This is a genomic window from Geopsychrobacter electrodiphilus DSM 16401 (genome assembly GCF_000384395.1).
In the GTDB taxonomy this organism is placed as follows: Bacteria; Desulfobacterota; Desulfuromonadia; order Desulfuromonadales; family Geopsychrobacteraceae; genus Geopsychrobacter; species Geopsychrobacter electrodiphilus.
This window is the reverse complement of record NZ_ARWE01000001.1, coordinates 566,225-587,930: the sequence shown is the minus strand read 5'-3', so window position 1 is coordinate 587,930 and position 21,706 is coordinate 566,225. Positions and strand designations below refer to the sequence as shown.

Annotated in this window: 20 protein-coding genes; 14 read left to right on the top strand and 6 right to left on the bottom strand. The window is 53.6% G+C overall.

Annotated elements, in window-relative coordinates:
* Positions 1 to 650: 650 nt before the first annotated feature.
* The 9 genes from D888_RS20520 (at position 651) to D888_RS0102660 (ending at position 12,263) form a co-directional block, all read left to right on the top strand.
* Complete coding sequence (locus tag D888_RS20520) at positions 651 to 2,765, top strand: DUF8200 family protein (RefSeq protein WP_020674986.1); 2,115 nt, start codon at positions 651 to 653, stop codon at positions 2,763 to 2,765.
* A 95-nt stretch (positions 2,766 to 2,860) separates the two neighbouring features.
* Positions 2,861 to 3,976, top strand: coding sequence for a hypothetical protein (locus D888_RS0102695; RefSeq protein WP_020674985.1), 1,116 nt, complete (start codon positions 2,861 to 2,863; stop codon positions 3,974 to 3,976).
* Between the two features lie 89 nt (positions 3,977 to 4,065).
* The gene (locus tag D888_RS22835) at positions 4,066 to 4,752 is read left to right on the top strand and encodes a hypothetical protein (protein ID WP_020674984.1); all 687 of its coding nucleotides are present in this window, start codon (positions 4,066 to 4,068) and stop codon (positions 4,750 to 4,752) included.
* A gap of 98 nt (positions 4,753 to 4,850) precedes the next feature.
* On the top strand, positions 4,851 to 5,210 hold the full coding sequence (locus D888_RS0102685) for a DUF3592 domain-containing protein (RefSeq protein ID WP_026362180.1): 360 nt from the start codon (positions 4,851 to 4,853) through the stop codon (positions 5,208 to 5,210).
* A 166-nt stretch (positions 5,211 to 5,376) separates the two neighbouring features.
* Entirely contained in the window at positions 5,377 to 7,212 is a 1,836-nt protein-coding gene (locus D888_RS0102680; protein ID WP_156826928.1) for a hypothetical protein, read from the top strand.
* A 44-nt stretch (positions 7,213 to 7,256) separates the two neighbouring features.
* Positions 7,257 to 9,563 carry a VWA domain-containing protein gene (locus tag D888_RS22830; protein ID WP_020674981.1) on the top strand — a complete coding sequence of 769 codons (2,307 nt, stop codon included), beginning with the start codon at positions 7,257 to 7,259 and terminating at the stop codon, positions 9,561 to 9,563.
* An 86-nt stretch (positions 9,564 to 9,649) separates the two neighbouring features.
* On the top strand, positions 9,650 to 10,378 hold the full coding sequence (locus D888_RS0102670) for a CsgG/HfaB family protein (protein ID WP_020674980.1): 729 nt from the start codon (positions 9,650 to 9,652) through the stop codon (positions 10,376 to 10,378).
* Positions 10,368 to 11,600, top strand: a complete 1,233-nt coding sequence (locus D888_RS0102665) for a hypothetical protein (protein ID WP_020674979.1) — start codon at positions 10,368 to 10,370, stop codon at positions 11,598 to 11,600. Before D888_RS0102670 ends, D888_RS0102665 begins: the two co-directional genes overlap by 11 nt.
* A gap of 72 nt (positions 11,601 to 11,672) precedes the next feature.
* Positions 11,673 to 12,263: a PASTA domain-containing protein gene (locus D888_RS0102660; RefSeq protein ID WP_020674978.1), complete on the top strand. Its 591-nt coding sequence runs from the start codon at positions 11,673 to 11,675 to the stop codon at positions 12,261 to 12,263.
* A gap of 83 nt (positions 12,264 to 12,346) precedes the next feature.
* Here D888_RS0102660 and D888_RS0102655 read toward each other — a convergent pair whose 3' ends face one another.
* Positions 12,347 to 12,964, bottom strand: coding sequence for a LysE/ArgO family amino acid transporter (locus D888_RS0102655; RefSeq protein ID WP_020674977.1), 618 nt, complete (start codon positions 12,962 to 12,964; stop codon positions 12,347 to 12,349).
* A 110-nt stretch (positions 12,965 to 13,074) separates the two neighbouring features.
* On the opposite strand from D888_RS0102655, the gene D888_RS0102650 reads away from it, so the two are divergent.
* The 3 genes from D888_RS0102650 to D888_RS0102640 all read left to right on the top strand — a co-directional run bounded on the left by D888_RS0102650 (position 13,075) and on the right by D888_RS0102640 (position 14,993).
* Entirely contained in the window at positions 13,075 to 13,971 is an 897-nt protein-coding gene (locus D888_RS0102650; RefSeq protein ID WP_020674976.1) for a LysR family transcriptional regulator ArgP, read from the top strand.
* A 143-nt stretch (positions 13,972 to 14,114) separates the two neighbouring features.
* Complete coding sequence (gene pdxH / locus D888_RS0102645) at positions 14,115 to 14,735, top strand: pyridoxamine 5'-phosphate oxidase (RefSeq protein ID WP_020674975.1); 621 nt, start codon at positions 14,115 to 14,117, stop codon at positions 14,733 to 14,735.
* Between the two features lie 81 nt (positions 14,736 to 14,816).
* A complete protein-coding gene (locus D888_RS0102640) occupies positions 14,817 to 14,993 on the top strand; it encodes a hypothetical protein (protein ID WP_020674974.1) in 177 nt (58 codons plus the stop codon).
* Between the two features lie 120 nt (positions 14,994 to 15,113).
* Here the strand turns inward: D888_RS0102640 and D888_RS0102635 are convergent, their stop codons facing one another.
* Genes D888_RS0102635 through D888_RS0102620 form a run of 4 tightly spaced genes read right to left on the bottom strand, consistent with a single transcriptional unit; the run spans position 15,114 to position 18,478 of the window.
* Positions 15,114 to 15,746 carry a LysE family translocator gene (locus D888_RS0102635; RefSeq protein ID WP_020674973.1) on the bottom strand — a complete coding sequence of 211 codons (633 nt, stop codon included), beginning with the start codon at positions 15,744 to 15,746 and terminating at the stop codon, positions 15,114 to 15,116.
* Entirely contained in the window at positions 15,743 to 16,585 is an 843-nt protein-coding gene (locus tag D888_RS0102630; RefSeq protein WP_020674972.1) for a nitroreductase family protein, read from the bottom strand. The genes D888_RS0102635 and D888_RS0102630 overlap by 4 nt, the downstream gene beginning before the upstream one ends.
* A 34-nt stretch (positions 16,586 to 16,619) precedes the next feature.
* Positions 16,620 to 17,831, bottom strand: a complete 1,212-nt coding sequence (locus D888_RS0102625) for an MFS transporter (protein ID WP_020674971.1) — start codon at positions 17,829 to 17,831, stop codon at positions 16,620 to 16,622.
* Positions 17,828 to 18,478 (bottom strand): lysophospholipid acyltransferase family protein, encoded by a 651-nt coding sequence (locus tag D888_RS0102620; RefSeq protein WP_020674970.1) that lies wholly within the window; start codon positions 18,476 to 18,478, stop codon positions 17,828 to 17,830. The genes D888_RS0102625 and D888_RS0102620 overlap by 4 nt, the downstream gene beginning before the upstream one ends.
* Positions 18,479 to 18,659: 181 nt before the next feature.
* On the opposite strand from D888_RS0102620, the gene pgi reads away from it, so the two are divergent.
* Positions 18,660 to 20,303, top strand: a complete 1,644-nt coding sequence (gene pgi, locus D888_RS0102615; RefSeq protein ID WP_020674969.1) for a glucose-6-phosphate isomerase — start codon at positions 18,660 to 18,662, stop codon at positions 20,301 to 20,303.
* 44 nt (positions 20,304 to 20,347) lie between these two features.
* On the opposite strand, the gene D888_RS20505 is transcribed toward pgi, so the two are convergent.
* The gene (locus tag D888_RS20505) at positions 20,348 to 21,178 is read right to left on the bottom strand and encodes a CvfB family protein (protein ID WP_020674968.1); all 831 of its coding nucleotides are present in this window, start codon (positions 21,176 to 21,178) and stop codon (positions 20,348 to 20,350) included.
* A gap of 108 nt (positions 21,179 to 21,286) precedes the next feature.
* Between D888_RS20505 and D888_RS0102605 the strand changes: the two genes are divergently transcribed.
* Positions 21,287 to 21,655: a response regulator gene (locus D888_RS0102605; RefSeq protein ID WP_020674967.1), complete on the top strand. Its 369-nt coding sequence runs from the start codon at positions 21,287 to 21,289 to the stop codon at positions 21,653 to 21,655.
* Positions 21,656 to 21,706 lie beyond the last annotated feature (51 nt).

Genomic DNA, 21,706 nt, shown 5'->3' with positions numbered 1-21,706 from the left:
ATGCCGGCGCACGCCGTTCTTGGCCCTGTTGGGATTGGGCTGGAGGGCCTTGCGGCAGCCGAAGCGGCAAAGGCAGAGAAGGCGGAATATGATCGTACCCACACCTCCGGTTTATTGGCGATCATTCGCGTTCCCGTGAAATTGCATCATCTCCTTAACACTCGCTATCGGGTGACATGCGCGGCTTATGACCGACCCCACGGTTCAATAGTTATTCGTGGGGATGGGTACACGGATGGTTTCACACCGTTAAGCGGTGAGGTCGACCGTACCGTAGAGGTACAAATTCATCCACTAAGATCGGCTGAGGGCCGTACTTTTCCAATGGCCACGTGGCAATGTCATTTGAGGGTAAATGGACACGATTCCAACTCTGGCCTTCACAGGTTTGCCAAAGTGGGCCAACCGTATAATGATGGTGTGGACGGGAGTTGGACACTTGAGGCCGGGACATTCATCGGGCGGTGATTGGATCACCAGTGACGGTCGCGGCTTTGGAATGGATTTTGGTAAGAAGCCGCTAGAGACGGAAGATCCAAGTGATATCCCTGATGGTGTATACCGACGAAGTAAAGCACGCAGGGTGGAAGTTCTGGGGAGATTTATAACTTTTGGTGAAATTGTACGCTAGGACTGACAGAGGAATGCAAATGGTGCCTTTGATAGGGGACAAAAAGGGAATTACTACCTGGACATTGTTTCCGCTCGGATTTTTTCTCGTTGCAACTGTTCTGACATTTCTTATGGGAACCGTCGAGGCGGCAAACATCGCTAACCCGGTTTTGATGCAGCAAAAGAACGTCGGGACTTTATCGGTGAAAAAGACAACGCCCCCGATATATCGCTACACTGCGAACACCGTGCAGAATGCGAGTAAACAGGGCAAAGTTAATGCGGCAAAAATCTTCTGGGACTGTCGTGGGACAGGCTGCACAACCAGCGGCCCCTGGCCGCAACCCAGTGTCCGCGCATGTCAGAATCTGGCAACATTGGTTGGCCCCATCAAGTCCTTCGGGCGCTCTGGGCATTATCTCAACGCAAAAGACATCAAGCAATGCAATCAACTAAGGACGCTGAGTGCTAACCCTCAAAAGAGTGCTGGGCTTCGCAGAGAAGTCCAGACAACGCCTGTTGTGAAGGTTAAAGACGTCCGCAATAAATCCCGGGCCTTTTTCAATCGGCTCCCGGTCGATAAGGTGACGAAAACACAACTTGCGACCGGCAAGCAGCTTGAATATCAGGTACTGACAAATGCTTTTTCGGGAAATTCCGGGCGCATGGAACGCAGATCCTGGCGTGGTCAAATTTTACTCCCGGATCTCAGCAACAGCGGCAGGAAAAAAGTAATTCACACCCAAAGTAAGACAGGTTCGGGATCCCGCGCCCGCAAACAAGTTATGTGGGTTATCGAAAATCCAGACAAAAGCCTATCGAAGCAAATCTTGAACAGTGCAGGTCAACTCGCAGGAAATATAACCTTCACCAAAGATGGTTCCGTGCGTATTGGCCTTGACCTGAATGGTGACGAAGTCGCGGATCTTTATGAACTACAGGTATCTGATGGGGAGCATTCGATACTCTTTTCTCCGGCCGGCCAAGTTGCCTGGGAACGCTTTATGAACGGGGGGGCAAATCCGCTATGTGCCCCCGGCGCCAGTTCTGCAGGCGGTGGTTTTGCCGGAGGCATGATTTCGGGCACCGATAAAACGGCGCTTCAGATGGTATGTGGGCGATCATCAGGCAGCCAGGGTGGTGGAGGCTCTGCAGGGGGGTCTTCTCGTGGCGGTGGACTCAGTGGCAACCCTGGTGGCCGGACGATGGATGCGATGTGCAAGGGAGCGTTAAGCCAGCATCGGAGTGTCCCAGGGAATCCTGGCATGGCTATGGGGGATCCCTCTGATCGAGAATTCAGCTGGTCGCGTGCCGGGCATAAATTACTTTCGTCTCTTTTGATTGCGATTATCCCCGGAGCATCCCTTGTTGACGATGCCAACACGGTTGTACATGCAGATGACAACCCTGGCGCCGCTGCTGTAACAGTTGCCGGTAAAATACCTGGGTTCGGCACGGCGGCAACAGTCACCAATGCAGTTGGTGACTCTATTAATGCAGGTGCCCCTCGTTTTGTGAATGAGGCAGACAGAGATTTGAAACATTTCGAGGATGCACAGGATCCGGGAGACAATACACATCCAGACCCCGCCGTGGTTGATCGTGCTTGTTCTGCTGGTTCCAGCTCGCGTTTTTGTGGTGCCTGGCATAGAGAACATGACAGTGAACAGTCTAACGCGGCTGGCAACGCTGGTGGCGGGGCATCAGACCCCGGCCCCGACCAGCAAACCGACCCCGATACGGCTCTCTACAATATGTGCCAGGCTCGTGCCCGCTCACAGGCCATGTGGGACGCCAACACCAAAGACACTTCATATGTCCACCAGCTGTGTGAAAATCCGGCCAGCCAGCCGAATCCTGCCGGAACATCGAGTTCAACGACATTGGGTGGAACCTATGGTTCGTCGATTACACTCTCCAGTTACTGTGGTCAACAGAGTGAGCCAGGAGCGACGACACCGACTCCGGGAGCGACTCGTGGCGGCAGTAATGGCCGGAATTGTGGTCGCTCAGAGTCTCCGGGCACAGATGGTCAATGTCGTGGTGTTGGGAACCGGTTCAATGGAGGGAGTGCTGGATCGGTAAATATTACTTATGGCGCAGTAATCGGTTTTGAGCCCTTTAATCCGGGGTTTGATCCTGATCCTAAATGATCTTTTTGGGCCTGTGCTTAAATGTAGAGGGGTGAATCTATCACCTGTCGCAATTGATTGCATGACTCATATATTCTATCGAGAGGGTTAAAATTATGAAAAAAATGAGATTAATTTTGAGTTGGTTGCTGGTATTTTTGTTTTGCGGTGGGAGTGCCGCATTTGCCGGTGGCTTCCCGTCTTTGGTGCCGCATAAGGCACAGTTTAAGCTTTCAAAGCCTACAGTCCGTCCACTCAGTCAAACACGCGCACAATTGAAGCTGACTTTTAAGCAGTTCAACGTCAAACCTTCCGGACAAATCGACCGCAGTCTCGGCGAACGGGTCATGGCATTGCTTGAGGTCGAAAACCAGGGACAGACCACTGAAAGCGTCCGGGTCCACTACATGGTCGGTCGCAACCCGACAACCGCCAGCACTGGCGTTCTCACCCTGAATCCAGGGCAGAAACTACCCGCCGTTATTACCCTGACCTTGCCGAGCTCAAGTCGGAGCAGCGACCACAATATTCACTTCGACCAGCGCAGCAACTCCATGTGGTGGGCACCCGCATTTGCCATACGTAAAGTCAATGGCGCCCCGTTCACTGACGCCAATATGACCGACAACGCGGTTGGCCCGTCGAATGGTTTCCGTATCCCGATTGACCCCAAGATAGACCTTGAGGTTGCCAGTATTGATGCTGTGCGTTTGACGGAAACCTGGCATGGTGGTGGCTCTCTGGACGAAGGGACAATCCACCCCGTATCTCTGGCTGCGACCATAAAAGTAAAAAATAACGGCTCACAAAATAGTCGACCCATGACCATGGCCGTTAACTTAATGAGTGCCAAAGAGGCCATAACCAGTGCCAGGAGCAGTCGTGGTGCACAGTATAATCGCGTCGGGACATGCGCATCCTGGCCGCTGTGTTCCATGTCACAGGAGTTGACAATACCGGCAGTTCCCGCAGGGCAGACACGCTCTTTTCCGGTTCATTTTGCCCCAATCCCGCACAGCATTGAGCGTGCTGGCCATGGTGTAAAAATGGCTGGCGGGCCATATGCCTGCGGCCGTGGCGGGGAGGTCATGGCGAGCACTGCAAAAATAAGCGCAACGATTCGAACTGCGGATGAGGATGTGGCATTCATGCACAATAACAGCCTGACGAAAGAAGGGAAATTTGAAACAACTCCGTTTGGTCCCGCCACAGTCAGCTGTGGGTTTCAATGAGCTCAGGATAAGCTATCAGGCCAGATTGTGAGGATCTGGCGAACTCAGCGGAAAAATTTTCCTTGATACAACGGACGATGAGAAAGGGCATGATCATGAAACAAGGTGTTTATTTATGTCTGGTCGCTACAGCGATCATGATGAGCGGAGCACAGGTTGCGTCAGCGGATGTGACGGCAATCTATAAAATGACCTCGCCTAAAGGCAACAGCACGCAGACCATCCACTACAAGGACAAGCAGCATGTTCGTGTCGATATGGCAAGCGCTAACGCCAAGCACGAGATGAGTATGCTGAAATTGGATGACAAGGTCTATTCCATTACCGGCAAAACTGTTCAGGATATGGGTCAGTTGGCCGGAATGATGGCTGCCATGGGCAAGGGAGGCAAAAGCAACCCCGGCGAGCAGGCTCCGATCAAATATGAGGACACCGGGAAAACTGAAACCATTGCGGGCATCAAGGGCAAGGTCTATCGCTTTGTTGACCACGGAAAGCAGCATGAAGTCGTGCTGGGCCAGGATAAAGATTTACAGGCGGCGGTTTTAGGTGTTGTGGAGATCAGTAAATCTTCGTTTGGAATGATGGCAGAAGATCCGACGAATCGGTTTCAACAAGATGCATCCATAAAAAGTATGGCCCTGCTGAGAATGGATGACGTTATGCGCCTGCAGTCGATGAATAAAGATCATATCCAAAATTCCGTATTCGAGCTGCCTTCAAAACCTCAGCAACTTGGTGGCATGGGAGCTCTTTTGAAAAGTTTGGGCAAATAAATACCGTTTTTCAGCTGTCGCGCGTACAGCTTCGCATCGTTCAATGACAGGCCTTTTATGATGCAAGCAAAGATTTTGTATCACACCAAAAGAGGGTTATGAGTATGTTTTGGTTTCTTATTATTTTTATCATCCCGGTGTTGCTGTTTCTTTATTCAAGGAAACGGGGGAAAGAATTACTTCAACTGTCCAAAAATGGTAAAAAATCCAAGGCAACTGTCAGTGATCGACAACAAATTTTGCGTTCTAATTCTAGAGGCGTAACTAGATATAGAATTAGTTATGTGTTCAAAACAGAATCAGGTGAGGCTATTTCGCATACCATTTATGTATCCTACGATTGTTATCAGGAAACCCCTATAGGTTCAGAAGTCGATATCGTTTACCTCCCCAATAACCCGAAAATTTCGGCGATGGAATACTTGGTAGAACTTGTGCGCAGTGCAAAGAAAAATTAATTTGGAAGGGATTCTTAAATGATGCCGGTCGTCATGAGGTTAATATTATCTCCAATGGCAAACTGGTAGCCCATGGTCCCATGACTTTGACCGTTCTGCCCGGGTCCCGCTAGGGACAGAGAGTCCACACTTGTTGCAAAGACAAATAAAAATAATTGTAGGTGTGATGATGTTGGTTTTGGGCCTTGCCAGTCCATTACTGGCAGTATCCTCTCCACAAGGCCCGCAGGCAGAGTACGACAGATGTTTCAAGGAGCTGCAGCTCTGTTTCAAGGCGCACAAGACGACAGCAGCGACCTATGCCGCTAACCTGGACATCTGTTGGCGGGAGGCTCGTCAGTGCCCGCAGATATGTGTCGATGAATATGCCGCGCGGCGCAAAGCCGGAGTGAGTGCGCTGGATGCAGATCCGCTTCGTAAGGGGCGGTCGTATGAACAGAGTTCCTGTATTCCCGGGATGGATGAAATCAAGTTTCCAGGACGCAAACTCCTGCCCACCGACAGCAAACTCTATCTGACCCTGGAAGGACCAGATAAGGGCAAGAAGCTCGAGGCGATCGTCGGTGTGAAACCGCTTGATGACAAGGACCATGTCGCTGATACGCTGGCGAATCCGGCACGTCAGGCCCATTACGAATCATCTCCCTTACTGCTGCCGCTCCCCGCCGGGCGCTACTTTGTTTTCGCGTCCCCCAGAGGGGATTATCGGGGCTTTCGTGAACCGACTGCGACAGTCACGCTCAAAAAGGGGCAATCTCTTCGTCAAACCTTGACCTTTGAGCCGCCGCTATCATCGACACCGCCGCCGCCAGTGGTGCAGGGTGAAGGGACTCTGCATCTGGTCGGCCCCACCCCTGAGAATCCGGTGTTTTACTCATTGATGGCCGCCGATAACTCCAGAGGTCGGTCGAACTCAACCGGGTTTCCCAAAAATGGGCTCCACAAATTCAGCACCTCGACGGTTGATGTTCCTCTCCCTGCCGGACGCTATCAGCTCAGGCTGAACCCAAAGAAATATGCAGGGGGAGAACAACAGGAGATCGTAGAGATTCAACCCGGGAAAGTTACGACGCAACAGGTCATTTTAACACAGGCCGGTCAATTGAAGGTCGGCGTCAATGGTCTTGCAACTGAGCAGAAAGTGATGATGCAAATCTTCCGCTCGGGGAACAGTCAGTCAACAATCTTCACCACCGCCGCGTCGTCGCCACCGTTGGTTGTCAGCCTGGCCCCCGGCCAGTACCGAGCCAACCTGATCGTCCTAAATGATGGGCCGGTCTATGGCCCCGAGCGTCAACAGCTGCTTGAGCCTATTGATATTGCCGCGAATCGCACACTGGATGTGCAGGCAACCTTCACCCCGGAACACTGGGGGACATTGGATCTTAACGCACTGTTTATGGACCCCCCAGTCAGAGCGCATGTTCAGATTACTCTTCCGGATCAGCCCAACTATAAAATTTATCCACGCGGCTTAACCTCTTATGGCGAACACCAGCTACCGGTGAAGATCACACTGCTTAAAGGGGACTATCTCTTACACATTTGGGGACGTGCTACCAATAGCGATATTTTCCCGTATCCGACCTTTGAGCGAAGCAACCTGTTGCTGAGCATCAAAGATGGTGAAACTCTGACAAAAACGCTGGAGTTCAAATCGCCGACCCCCTCAAAGCTGACCTTGACGGTGCTGCGCAATGGTTTTCCCGTCAAAGCGCGCATCAAGGGCCGCCGTGCCGGAACGGATGATTCTTTCAACCTGGTCGGTGCGACCTACAATCTATTAAACAATGGTATAAAAATTATGCCCGGAACCTATGACCTGTGGGTGCAACCTTTAGAGGTCAGTTTCCAGCCGGGGATCGACGTTTTTCATGGGCGCTCGGGGCAAACTTTTGTCCCGGTTCCAGCGAAGGGGGTCGAGCCGATCATTCTGCACAATGTGGAGATTCCACCTGACAGCAGCACTTCGAAAACGGTGCGTTTTGAGAGCACAGAATAAGCGTCAGTAACGGTCAGTTTAACGCTGTGACAAAGGGGAAAAGCATGACATCCGCAGGTTTGAAACAATGTGTACTGGCTCTGTTTTTGGTGTTGCTGTTGACACCGCTGCCTCTGTGGGCCGCCCCTGCTGAACAACGTCCGCTGTTGGCCGAGATGCAGGTGCCGGATACCTGCGGTACGGCTTATGGCGACCACCTGGCAGTTTGTACGCCTTTCCGTTGCCAAAGGCCGCATCCCTTTTTCGCAATCAACGCTCCAACGGAAGCGGAAATGAGCAAAATGACTGATGCACAAAAGCAGAAGGCTGAGGCTTATCAGGCAGAAGTTGAAAAAAAGTTGCAAGAGATGACTCCTGCGCAGCGCGCTGAGAAGAAAGCCAAGATGGTCGTTACTTTTGAAATTAAAGGCCCTGATGCTCAAGGCTTATGCCAGACAACGACCTCAATGACAGCGAAAAGCCGTCAGGACTGCGCCCTTGATGAAGAAACACGTCAGGATATTGCTGATTTCGATCGGTTGGTGGCTACCGCCGACAGTATTAAAACCAAAAGCAGTTCAGAATTGGTCGAAGGCAAAATGGTGACGAAAACCCTGACCACAGTCGATGGCAAAACCATAGAGAATCCATGGCAGCATGCGTTGAATAGCGGGCAATGCAAGATCCTCGACCGAGGACCGGATGGCAGTTGGACTCCAATGGAGATGGGCGTTATAAAGAAAACACCAGTCAAAAAAACTTCCGAATCAAACAATACTCTTTTTATCCTTGATGCTTCCGGCAGTATGTGGGGGCAGATAAAAGGCACGCCCAAAATCACTATCGCCAAAGAAGTGATGGCCAAGCTGGTGCCAGAATTGCCAAGCAATAGCCGCATCGGTCTGATTGCCTATGGGCATCGACGCAAGGGCGATTGTAATGATGTGGAAACATTGGTGAAGCTCGGTGCTAATCACCAACAAGCCGTGTTGGATGCGGTAAAAGGTTTGAATGCGTTGGGAAAAACACCGCTTACGAAATCGGTGACTCAGGCATTCAAGATGTTGCAATCCGAAAAACAGGCTTCAACAATTATTCTAGTGAGTGATGGTATTGAAAGCTGTAACGCCGATCCATGCAAGGCGGTTGCTGCGGCGAAGAAAGACGGTCTTAAGTTCATTCTCCACACTGTCGGCTTCGGCTTGAGTAAGGAAGAAAGCGCGCAGTTACAATGTATGGCCAAGGCGGGGGACGGCGAGTATTTTCAGGCGAGCAATGCTAAGGAGTTATTGAAATCCACGCGCAAGGCGGTGAAGTCCAAGGGACCGGGCATGCTGAAGCTGACCCTGCGCGCCAACGGTAAGCCGGTAAATGCCTGGGTGAAGCTTGTTGGGAATGGCGAGATCGGCTTGACCGAACTCACAAATGATACAGGCGTAAAACCGGCACATATTTGGCACCTCAAGCCCGGAGTTTACCATCTCGAGACCCTACCTGCCGGGTTGCAAGGTGTTGATCCGATCAAGCTGGATAATATAAAAATCGAATCGGGTAAGACGGTGGAGAAGACACTGGATTTCGATCAGTCCACCCTACATATAACGGCGACTGAAAACGGCAAACAAGCCGTGGTTCAAATCAGGGTTAAAAATGTCGCCACGAACAAAACAGTTTTCGACACCTCCACCTATTCGACATTCACCATGAATGGCGTCAAGACACCTTATGATGTGAAGCTGCTACCGGGGAAATACAGATTGATTGTGCAGATCCCCAATTCATCAATCACGCCCTATAGCGAGGAGAATGATGTCTTATCCGGAGGGATGACTGTGGAGAAAACGGTTGTCTTTGAATCCGGTACGATGCGGGTGACAGTGCTGGTTGGCGGCAAAGCAGCAACAGCAGAAGTCAATATAAGAAAAGCAGGGAGTCCGAAGGATATTTTTGCAACGATGCCTTATGTTGGTGATGCCACGCCAATGAACGTAAAACTCGACGCGGGTCATTATGATCTCTATGTTATCCCTGTCGGCATTGAGGGAATGGTTCAAAAAGTGATCAAAAATATTGAGTTGAAGTCGGACAGCGTTGTCGATGAAGTATTGTCTTTTGAGGTTAAGCCAATCGCTGCCGATGCCAACGGCCTGGAGCAGAATACGGATCGTCCCGGTGGGGGTGATTTCAAGCATATTATCCCTGCATCAGATGATGCTGCCCTGTGCCAAAAGGCGTGCCAGGATGATGCACTCTGCAAGGCATGGACGTATGTCAAACCGAATACGCTACAAGGGCCACAACCCAATTGTTGGCTGAAAACAAGCGCGCCGCATGCCGTTCCAAATAGCTGCTGTGTGTCCGGGACGAAATGAAGGATTTTAGGGAGAGTGGGGTCTCCTTTATTGGGCATTATTGTGAATTAACCTTTTGATATTTCTAAAAAGAGAAGGAGTAATCTATGTTTAAAACTGTATTGCGCAGGATAATATGTGCCGGGGTGTTGATGCTTGTTTCTCTGAGTTTTTCGGCTTGCATGATGGAGAGCGCCCCTGTCGCTGACAATTCAGCGACATCACGAAAGCTGGCGAATCTGCCTCAGCATCAAGGACCAAAAAAAACGGTCACGATTTATGAATTTAAAAGCGAGGTGCCTGAAATTTCGGCCCAGTCTTCAACCGACATGTTTACAACAGCGCTGGTCAAATCGCACACGTTTCTGGTCATGGAGCGTCAACGCCTCGAAGAGAGCGTCTATCGCGAAAAGCAACTGAATCAGCAAGGGATGACGACCGGAAATTCTGGCAACAAAAAGTTGACGGGGGCTGACTACATCTTTGTCGGAGTCGTCACCGAAGCGAACCCGACTGAAAGCCGCACCGGAATCGCGGGCACGGTTAAAGGCCTGGGAGTTGAATCCAGCGGCGAAAAGGGCGAAATCGGGCTGGACGTGCGGGTGCTCGATGCTGCGACAGGAGCTGTCATTGATGCGGTCAATGTGCGAAAGAAAATCAACGAGGGCGGGTACTCTGTCTCGGGGTTAGGCGGTTTTTTAAATTCGATGACCAACGGCAAACTGGGCAGTGCCAATGCGAGTGTCTCGCATGACAAAAAAGAAGGGGTTGATAAAGCCCTTCGCGCCTGCATTGAAGAGGCGGTCTACCAATTGGCGTCCCGGTATGGAAGCTGATCTTTTGCGCAGGCTCTCAATCCATGGGGCGCGTTTTCTGGGGCTGGTCGCGCTTTGTCTTGCGAGCACCCTGGTCCCGGCGTTCTCGGCTCAGATCGGTGGGACATCAGCTTCGCCGGTGGTGGCACTTCCTGCCGACGGACAGCTGTACTTTGGTCAGATCGACTTTGGCAACAGCAGTCCGTTAGCTCGTGGAGGCTTTTCCATAAAGGGCGGACGCCACATTATTTATCTGGTCGATGCCGAACCCGGTGAATCCTATACCTTCGGGCTACGCATGCCAAATCTTGGCCTGCCCGAAATGGACGTGATGCTGTTTGATCGCTGGCCAAACGATACCAACGCCAAGATGCAACATTTATCAAGCGGGCCAATTCTGATGAGCAATCAGGACTATATCGAGTATCAGTGGCATATTGGTGTTTCAGCCAAGAGTCAGGGGAACCTGCTCTATCTGGTGGTCGAACTCAAAAAACCGCTCAAAGCCGAATATCGCCGGTTTCCGGTCAGGGCTTTTTGGGCTCACCCGCCCATTGACCCGATGCGCTCGACAGGGCGTGGTGTCACCTATGCTCGTGGTCCCCTTAATTTGATGTTACAAGAGCGGGATAATAGCGTTCGTGTCGTCCAGATGGCGCAACCCGAACCTGGCTGGAGCCGAGACGATAACCGGGTCCCTCCCTTTGACATTGGCATGATCCATAACGGTCACTTTCATGATGGCTTACGTTCCTGGAATATTATATCCGCTGCACAGGACCAAAAGGAGCTTGGTGTTTCTGTCGGCGAACAAGGGCTGCGTCTCTGGGCTAAGGATCTTGATCAGCGAGCGGGGATAGAACAAAATATTGCGGCGCAGGGAGTGTCTGCTCAGGCTCATCTGACCCTCGAACTACGGGTCAACCGCCAAACCCAACAGGATAAATTTCAAGGTCTAGGGGACTTTCCCTTGCGGCTTGACTTGATTTGCCAACCGACAGGAAAGAATCCGAACGAAACACCGCGTCAATTTTCGCGCGCTTTTTCGGTTATTCGTCCGACAACTCCTGCGTCTTTGAGATCAATGGTGGTTCAGGTCCCACTGAAGGCATGGTATCGCTATGAAACCGGCCTGTCAGATTGGCTGCCGCAAAGCTGCCGTTTGAAAGGTATCCGCTTGTCCGGTGGCGGGTTCCCTGAACGAAACGTCCAGATAAGACAGGTTCAAATAGTACAGGAATAGGGTTGGATTTCCGGGCCCGTCCGTGCGATTGTCAATCAAGCGCATGCAAACGTTCACTTTAAGGGATTATATATGAAGACATATCCAACTTTGTGCGTCAGGGTCTTTGCTGTCAGTGTGCTGATGCTGCTCGTGGCCGGCAATGCTTTTAGCGGAACATTGGACCGGGGTGCGATGCAGGAACGATATAACGGATCCGCAAAAGATATGCTGCGCGTTCCGGGCGTTGTCGGAACCTATGAACAGAACGCCTTGAATCTATTGCAGCAATCCGGTCTTGCCGTAAAAATTAAGCGCATAACAGAGGATCTACCGAAGTACGCGGGGAAAGAAGGCATGGTCATCAGCCAGGCCCCTTTAAGTGGTGGCATTGCAATGATCGGCTCAACCGTGACTGTCACCGTGTATAAAAAAAATGATGGCTATGATGGTGGGTACTCCACCCCGTTCATAGGGACCGGAGCCGGAACTGAGCCACCCGCGGATAGTTGGGGCGGGGGTGAGTCTTACTCGGGTAGCGGTACGACGGGCACTGAGCCAACTTACGATGGCAGCTGGCCGAGTGATTCCTCAGGGGGAAGCTGGCCCCCGACAGAACCTGGCGCAACCGAAGGCGAAGGAGGTGTCCCCGCTCCCGGGGCTGATGGTTCGTCGGGTTATTGAGACGACAACCATCTTGACACTCAGCGCGCGAATGTAAAAACGGCTTGTCTGCGAACTTTTTTTGCCACTTGACTCAGCAGTCATCAACCCGGCAGATAAGGTTTCACCAGGGTCAGCGCAATCCCCCACATCATCAGGCAGACCAGCCCGTCGAGCAGGCGCCAGGCGCTGCGACGCCTAAAAAGCGGTGCCAGATATGGCCCACCAAAACCCAGCGTAAGGAACCAGATAAAGGACGCGGTGACCGCACCGGCACCGAAGATCAAACGCTGGTCGACAGGAAACTGACCACCGATGCCACCGATCAGCACCACCGTGTCGAGATAGGCGTGGGGGTTGAGAAAGGTCACGGCCAGAGTCGCGAGGATCAGGGCATTGCGCGTCGGCGGCAGCGCATCGTCAATCTGCAAACCGACCGTTCCGCGCAGAGCCGAGCGCAGGGCCAGCATCCCGTAAACGCCCAGGAACATCGCCCCGCCAAAAGCGGCAAAGCGCATCAGTTCCGGATGGGACGCGACCAGGGTGCCGACCCCGGCCAGTCCGAGCCCGATCAGCAGCAGATCCCCGCCGATACAGAGTCCCGCGATCAAGAGCGGCCGATTGCCGCGCACCGCATTCGACAGCACAAAGGCATTCTGGGCGCCGATAGCGATAATCAGTCCCGCCGTCAGTAAAAATCCTTGTAAGTAGATACTCAGCATTTACGTCTTCTCCGCACAACAGTTGTTCCCTGAGACAGAGACTAACCAGCCGGCATCCATTTGTAAAATTAATTGTTTTACAATGACATTAGCAATGCTAATATCTCAGCATGATCGATTATCGTCTGCTGACATCCCTGGCCACTGTGATTGATGAGGGGGGCTTCGAGCGCGCGGGCCAGGTGCTGCACCTGACCCAGTCGGCCGTTTCCCAGCGGGTGCGTCAGTTGGAAGATCGCCTCGGCCAGATTCTGCTGATTCGTTCGCAACCGCCCGAACCGACCGAAGCCGGTCGTCAACTGCTCAGGCATTATCATCAGGTGCGGTTGCTCGAAAACGCACTACCGGCCGCTTTACTTAATGAAACAGACGCCAGTCCGCTCAGCCTGAGCCTGGGGCTCAATGCCGACAGCCTGGCGACCTGGTTCTGGCAGGCGGGTGAAGCATTCCTCGCCCGTCGCGGAGTCCTGTTCAACCTGCGCGTCGACGATCAGGATGTGACCCTGCAGATGCTCAAAAAAGGCGAGGTCGTCGGCTGTATCAGCGCAACTTCGACCCCATTGCAGGGCTGCCGCTGCATCTATCTCGGCACTATGGTCTACCGCCTGCTGGCGCGACCGGCGTATATCGCGCGCTGGTTCCCGCAAGGATTGACCGCAGCGGCGGTTAGTCAGGCCCCGGCTGCTATCTTCGGCCGCCATGATGCCCTGCAGTTCCGCCTGCTCAGCAAGGTGCTGGGCCCCAAACTACCTCCATTGCATGCTCACTATGTCCCCTCCCCCGAAGCCTTCGCCGATGCCATCTACCGAGGTCTCGCTTATGGCGCCATCCCCGATCTGCAGAGCAAAGCCTGGCTGGACAAGGGAGAGTTGGTCGAGGTGATCCCCCAGCAGGAGAACGTCCGCCTCTACTGGCACTGCTGGAATCTGTCATCAGAACTCCTGAATGAACTGGGCGAGTGTCTGCGCGAGGTGGCAAAGGACGTTCTGGTCCAGGAAGACTTTTAATCGGAGCGGCCCGCCAGGCAGAACAGAAAATCTGATAACTTTACGGGCCAGTGAATATTCTGCTCTTGTGCTAACATTTCCCTGAATGTCTATGTGCAAAACGGTCAAATGTCGTCAGTATTTCAAGAAAGGCTGCCTGTCTTATGAATATTGCTCAAAAAATCCCGCTGCGGCGTGGCAGCATGGATCTCGATCCGCTCAAACAGTTCATCGAATGGTATCAGGAAGCCGAGCAGGCTGAGATCCCGCAGGCGAATGCGATGACCCTCGCGACATCGAGCGAGCAGGGAAAGCCAGCGGCTCGCATCGTCCTGCTCAGAGGGCTCGATGAACGTGGTTTTGTCTTTTTTACGAATTATGAGAGCCGGAAAGCTGAAGACCTGGGTGAGAATCCGAAGGCGGCTCTGATGTTCTGGTGGCAGCCATTATCTCGCCAGGTAAGAGTTGAAGGGTGGGTCGAACAGGTGGAAGCAGACGAATCGGACCTGTACTTTTCCAATCGGCCCAGGGGCCATCAGATCGAAGCCCACGCCTCTGCGCAAAGCCAGACCATTCAAAACCGAGCAGCCCTGGTCAAACAGTTTGCCGAGGTGAGCAAAATGTTCGAGGAGCAGGAGGTGCCGCGTCCCCCGCATTGGGGCGGCTATCGGGTTGTTCCCGAACTGCTGGAATTTTGGCAGGAAGGGGAGAACCGGCTGCATGACAGACTGCGATATCGGCGTGACAGTGCTGGCGACTGGGCGATAGAGCGTTTAGCGCCATGACATGCTTCCAGGACATTCGTCCGGGCGGTATGAAGACCAACCACTAAAAATAAATACCTTGTGCCAAAAAGGAGAATCACCATGGATATTGCGGAGAAAGTTTTAGCAATTATGCGGGCCGAAGGCCAACCGCTCAACGCCGGAAAAATCGTTGAACTCGGCGGCCTTGAGCGCAAAGATGTTGATAAGGCCATGACGCAATTGAAAAAAGAGGAGAAAATTGTGTCGCCAAAGCGTTGTTACTGGATACCTGCGTAGGCAAGGCACTTCTTACCTCAGGGCCGGCATCTCTTGAACTGAAAAAGCTCCAGGCCGATTGAACGGACCGGAGCTTTTTCGTAGATTACTTCGAGGTAGGGTTAAGTTTGACGCCTGCGGCTATCTCTTCGCCAGCATCAACCGCACCCCTAATCCCAGCAGCAACACCCCGCACACCCCTTCGAGCCAGCGATGCAGCGCCGATGAGAGCAGCACCGACCGATAACGGTCGAGCAACAGAGCAACCAGACTCAGCCATAAAAACGCCATGGTGAAATGGATGCCCGCCAGAAACAGCGACTTGAGCAGCACCGGGTCGGTGGGATGAATAAACTGCGGTAGAAAGGCGAGGTAGAAGACCGCGGTTTTGGGGTTTAATACATTACTCATCACCCCTTCGACATAGCTGCGCCGCATCGAACGCGGGCGGGCGTGTCCGGCCGAAACCTGCAGTTCGGGCTCCGCTTTCACCGCACTGCGCAAGGATTGAACCCCGAGCCAGCCAAGATAAAGAGCGCCGGCAATTTTAAGCATGCTGTACAAGGTCGCAGAAGCCATCAGAATGAGTGACACCCCCAACGCCGAGAGCAGGGCGTGAAAGAACAACCCACTACAGATACCGGCAGTTGTCAGGATCCCGGTGCGCACATCGCCACCTAAAACATTACGAATCACCAGCAGGGTGTCGGCGCCGGGGGTCAGGGTAAGAATCCCGGCAAAAAAAATAAAGGTCCAGAGTGATGAATCGATCATTTTTCTTCCTTCAGACGTGTAATCCGGGTAATCGATGGCGGATCATGTTGCACAGTGCGATGGTAGTTGATCGCGGGCAGACCAAAAGACATGCAGTAGCCGATCATATGATCGTCCGGGATGCCGAGCCGGGTCCGCAATTGGGGGACGACCTTTTCGATGGTCCATGTCGCCAGAGCATTCCACAAAGTGCCGATCCCCTGACACTGAGCCAGCAGCTCAAAACTGCTCAGCGCGATCAGACAGTCCGCTTCGGGTGAGCCCAGGCGTTTGGGTGCGCTGGTTATCAGCAGATGCGGAGCGCCGCGAAAGACCACGTCGATGCCGCTCTGTTCCCAGGTCTGGACAAATCCACGGAAGAAAGAGAGGCGGGCAGGTAACTGCTCTTTGTCAACGGCCTCTTTAATTCCTCGATAGGCCACCTCACGCAACTGCGCCATGACTTCACGATCTTCGACCACAGAAAAGGTGACCCGGCGCGCATTGTGCCCCGTCGGCGCGTGGCCAGCGGTCTGTAACAGATCGTGAATCAAGCCTGGATCGAGGTTTTCATCGAGATAACGACGCACCGCCCGCCGCCCGCGGATCAGGGTTGCCAGCTGTTCCGGCCGGGGCAGATTCCCGGCCAGCAGGGTGCTCTGTCGGGGGTCACGCCCCAGAATCGAAAGGGCTGCGGTGGGGCAGATCGCCAGACAATGCTGACAGCGGTAACAGAGCCTCTCTTTACTCGGATGAATCAGCGGATAGCCATTCTGCATATCAATAATCAGCGCCGGGCAGTCAGCAGCGCAGCCACCGCAACTGATGCACTTTTCGCGATCAATCTTGAAATCGAGCATGCCTATACCTTTCGGCAGATCCAGGTTCTGCGCTCTAAGCTTGTGGATTTTTTAATTTCAGCGTCAGCAGAATCGCCAGCGCCGTCAAACCGGCACTGACCAGATAACTCGGCACGAAGGTCTTGCTGATTTCGGCGAGCAGCCCGGCGCTGCCCGGCCCGATAATCTGGCCCGCGGCAAAAAACAGCGTCAGGGCGCTGAAGCCGCTGGCAGCACGTTCCAGCCCGAGATATTCGGTCACTGCTGCAGCCATGATGGTCGGCACCGCAAACAGCACCGAGCCGTAACAGATCACCGACAGCCAGAGCGCCCAGGCGCCGAGGTGGCCGCCAAAACCGGCCAGCAGATAAGCGCAGGTGAACATGCCATAAACCAACACCATGCCGTTACGACGCCCGATGCGATCTGACACCGTACCGAACACCACCCCCGAGAACAGCCCGAAGAACCCGACCCATGACCAGAGTCGGCCGGCAGCCGCCTCGCTGAATCCGAACTCATCAACCATGGTCGTAACGATAAAGGTGCCATAGACCATGTAAGTCAGGCCGAAAATCAGATAGATAATCCCGAGTTGCAGCAAAATTTTGGTCCCGGCATGGGCCTGAAAATCACCGGTCCTGACCGCTTCAAACTGGCCATAGGGTTCGAGCCCGAGCTCAGCCGGATCGTTGCGCACCACCAGCAGGGCCACCGCCGCAGCGAGGAGACTCACCAGGGCCAAACCCAGCCAGCTGCTGCGCCAGCCGTAGGCGGCATTGATCGCCGGAACTGCCAACCCGGCGACAATAATCGCCATGCCATTGCCGGCGATGATCAGCCCGGCCGCCAGGCCGCGCTTATTGCGCCGAAACCAGTGCGAAACCAGCACCATGGTCGGAATGTTGGCAAACCCGCTCCCCGCCCCCACCAGTCCATAAAAGAGGGTCAATGCACCGAGGGTTTGGCTGCGACTGATCAACAGCATACTGAAAAAGACCAGCAGCAGACCGGCACAGATCACCGCCCGCGGCCCAAAACGGCGGATCAGCAGCGGCGACAATGCCACCGAAATCAGGTAGCCGACAAAGTTACCAGTGCTGATCAGACCCATCTGATCATATCCAAGGCTCAGCGCCTGATGCATCGCGGGTAGCAGCAGCCCAAAGGCGAAGCGCGCCAGGCCGAGACAGGCAAACAGGGTCAGGGCTCCAGACAGGACAATCATCCAGCCGTAATGAAAGGGGATTTTCGCCACGAGCTTCATAGGGACTCAGCGCCCATGTTGGCCGCGAGTTGGACGGCTATTGCCGCCATCAGGCGTTCGACAATCGCGATATGTGTCTCCTTGCAGTCGTCAAGGGCAAAAAGATCGGTAAAATCCAGCGGCGCGCCGAAGCTGACATGTGCTTTCTGCCCCAACGCGACAAACTTCCAATGATTCAAGCCGGTCAGCGCCGTCGGAATCACCACCGGCCGATTATCGTAAATCAGCTTACCGACGCCACGATTCCCCTTGCCGAGGTTGCCATCCTTATGCCGGGTCCCCTCGGGAAAGAGCATCACTTTTTCGGTTTCGAGCAACTGCCCCAGCTGTTTTCCCGCTTTAAGATCACGTCCCCGGCGCACGGGAAACGCCCCCCAGCTGCGGAACAGAGCACTCAGGAACGGATTGCGGAACAACTCTTCCTTGGCCGGGGCCCAGATCATCTGCAAGGGGAAGGCGCGCAACAATATCCAGGGGAGGCAAATGGTTTCAAAGCCGGAGATGTGATTTGAAGCGATCAGCACCCCGCCATGTGACGGAATGTTTTCAACGCCACTGGCCGAAAATCGATTCAGCAGGGAGGCATAAAAACCAAAGACATAGGCCGCGAGCAGTGCCCATAGACGACGGATGAGTGATATATTCACTAACTAGGCCCTTTCGATTATCCAAAAACTTCGGGCAGTATAACCGAACAAATCCTCCCAGAGGAATATACTTGTTGGGACCGGGATTATGAAAGTTCGAGAATTTTGCGCTTTATTGTAAATAATCCATCCCTCGCGCGATAATCTGTTAACCTTCGGCTTTCTATTGACAGGAGAATCCATGCCTAACCTGACGCATCTTCCGGCCTGGCAGGCCCTCGACAAGCAACAACGGCAACTCGCTTCGACCTCAATGCGCGAACTGTTTGCTGCTGACCCGCACCGTTTTGAACAGTTTTCATTGCAGCTGAACGATCTGCTTTTCGACTTTTCTAAAAATTTCGTCACCGCTGAGACAATTGAACGCCTGACCCAATTGGCAGACCAGACAGGACTGCGCCGAAACATTGATGCCCTGTTTTCGGGGGAGCGGATCAATCTCACCGAAGGGCGCGCGGCACTGCATACTGCCCTGCGTAATCGCGGCGATAAGCCGGTTTATGTTGATGGGCAGGATGTCATGCCTCAAATCAGGACGGTTCTGCGCCAGATGGCGGATTTCTCGGATCGGGTTCGAAACGGTAGCTGGCGCGGGTACACGGGGCGCCCGATCACCGATGTCGTCAATATCGGCATCGGCGGGTCGGACCTGGGGCCGTTGATGGTGACCGAGGCGCTCAAGCCCTATGCCAGTAACGAGCTACGCAGCCATTTCGTCTCGAATGTTGACGCCAGTCAGCTATGCGAAATCCTTAAAACACTCAATCCCGAGACCAGCCTCTTTCTCATCGCCTCGAAAACCTTCACCACCCAGGAGACCCTGACTAACGCCCATTCGGCGCGCGACTGGTTTCTGGCCCGGGCCCAGGATGAGCAGCATATCGCGCGGCACTTTGTCGCGCTTTCGACCAACCGCGCCAAGGTGATCGCGTTCGGCATCGACCCCGCCAATATGTTTGAATTCTGGGATTGGGTCGGCGGACGGTACTCCTTGTGGAGTGCAATCGGCCTGTCGATCGTGCTGACGATCGGCATGAAAAACTTTGAGGAGCTGCTCGCGGGCGCACACCTGGTCGATGAACACTTTCGCAGCGCCGCCTGGGGGGAGAATATCCCGGTGATGATGGGCCTGATCGGGCTGTGGAACAACAACTTCCTCGGCGCCGAGACTCAGGCGATTCTCCCTTACGATCAGTACCTGCATCGCTTCCCGGCCTACCTGCAGCAGGCCGACATGGAGAGCAACGGCAAGAGGGTGACCCTGGAAGGCAGAGCGGTCGATTATGCGACCGGCCCGATCATCTGGGGGGAACCGGGCACCAACGGTCAGCACGCCTTTTACCAGCTGATTCATCAGGGGACACGCCTGATCCCCTGCGACTTTCTGGTCGCAGCCAACAGTCAGAACCCGCTGGGCGAGCATCAGGCGATCCTGCTCTCCAATGTGCTGGCGCAGAGTGAAGCCCTGATGATGGGCAAGACCGCCGCAGAAGCGCGAGCCGAAATGACGGCTGATGGTCTGTCCGCAACCGAGATCGAAGCGCTTTTGCCGCACAAGGTTTTCCCCGGTAATCGGCCGAGCAACACCTTTTTATACCCCCGGCTCGATCCCAAAACCCTCGGCATGCTGATTGCGCTCTATGAACACAAAATCTTTGTACAGGCGAACATCTGGGGGACCAACCCGTTTGATCAGTGGGGAGTGGAGTTGGGGAAGCAGCTCGCCAAAAAGATTTTACCGGAGCTGACGGGGGATGGCGCAGTCGGTCAGCATGACTGTTCGACCTCCGGATTAATTGCGCGGATTCGTGAATTGCGCGGATAACAGCACAAAGTCGCCGGAGTCCGTCCGGCGACTTTTTTTTGAGCTTATTTAGTCAAGCGAATGCCCGTCTGCAGCAATTCCACCTTCTTCTCCTTGTACAGCCCACCGAGCGCGCGTTTGAACTGTTTTTTACTCAAGCCGAGCAGCCGCTGAATATCTTCGGGCGCGCTGTCGTCGTTCAAGGGAAGAAAGCCGCTCACTTCCAGCGCCTGCAGAATCTTGTCACGCCCGATATCAATCCCGACGCGTCCACCCGGGTTCAGGCTCAGGTCAATCTTGCCATCCTCACGCAGCCGCGCCACAAAACCGACCAGGCGCTGACCTGCCTGGTACTTGAGTCTATCGTCGACGTAGAGCAGGCCTTCAAAACGGCCGTCGATAATCATCTTAACCCCGAGATCCGTTGTGCGCCAGACCATGAGTTCAACCTGTTGTCCAACCTTCAACTCTTGAGGCGTCTCCAGAAAATCGGTGATGCGGCATGAGCCACACAGCATCCCATCATCATCCAGCTCGACCCGCACCAGAGTCCGTTCATTCTCACGCGCCCGAAACGGAATTTCATCGATCGCGACCGGCAGTTCAAACCCGCGCCCCAGATCGAACATCACCCCTTCAGGCAGGATTTTTTTTACCCGCAATGAGGCAAAATCACCAACTTCGGCCAGGGGCAGCTTCAGGGTTGTCTGAATATCCCCTTCTTCATCACGATAGATAAAAACCGACAGCGCCTCGCCAACCACAAGGGCCTGATGGATTTCACGCTTCGGGAGCAAAAACCGCTCGTCGGGACTCTTCAACCATGCGCCCTTATCTTCGACGCGCTCAACGGTCACAGTGATAATTTTACCCAGGGGCAATTTTTTCGGTTTCATCGATGTTCAATCCCGTCTCTTCGCAACAAAGTCGATGATTCTGCTTGAATTGAAACCCGGCTGCAAGTACTTTCAAGCGAGTCAGTCATTTTAACAAGGAGGGGCCCCTTGAGACCAAAGCATATCGTCGTCATTGATGATGATCATCTGATCCTCGCCATGGCCAATGACTTTTTAAGCGCCGCAGGCTACCAGGTCTCGACCGTGGACAGCCCGATTTTCTCGAATCATATCATCTATGGCAGCAACCCGCCGGATCTGATTATCATCGACTACATGATGCCGTTGATGAACGGCGATCACAAGATCAAAACCCTCAAGAGTAAAAGCCGCAGCCGGGATATCCCGATCCTGCTTATGTCCTCAAAATCTCACGCTGAGCTGCAACTTCTCGCCGCTGAGGCGGGCGCCGACGGCATAGTCACCAAACCATTTACACCCGGAAATCTGGTACAGATGGTACGCAATTACCTTTAACATTGCTATACTTGAGCGATAAACTTTGTATCCCCCATCACAGGAGGTCAA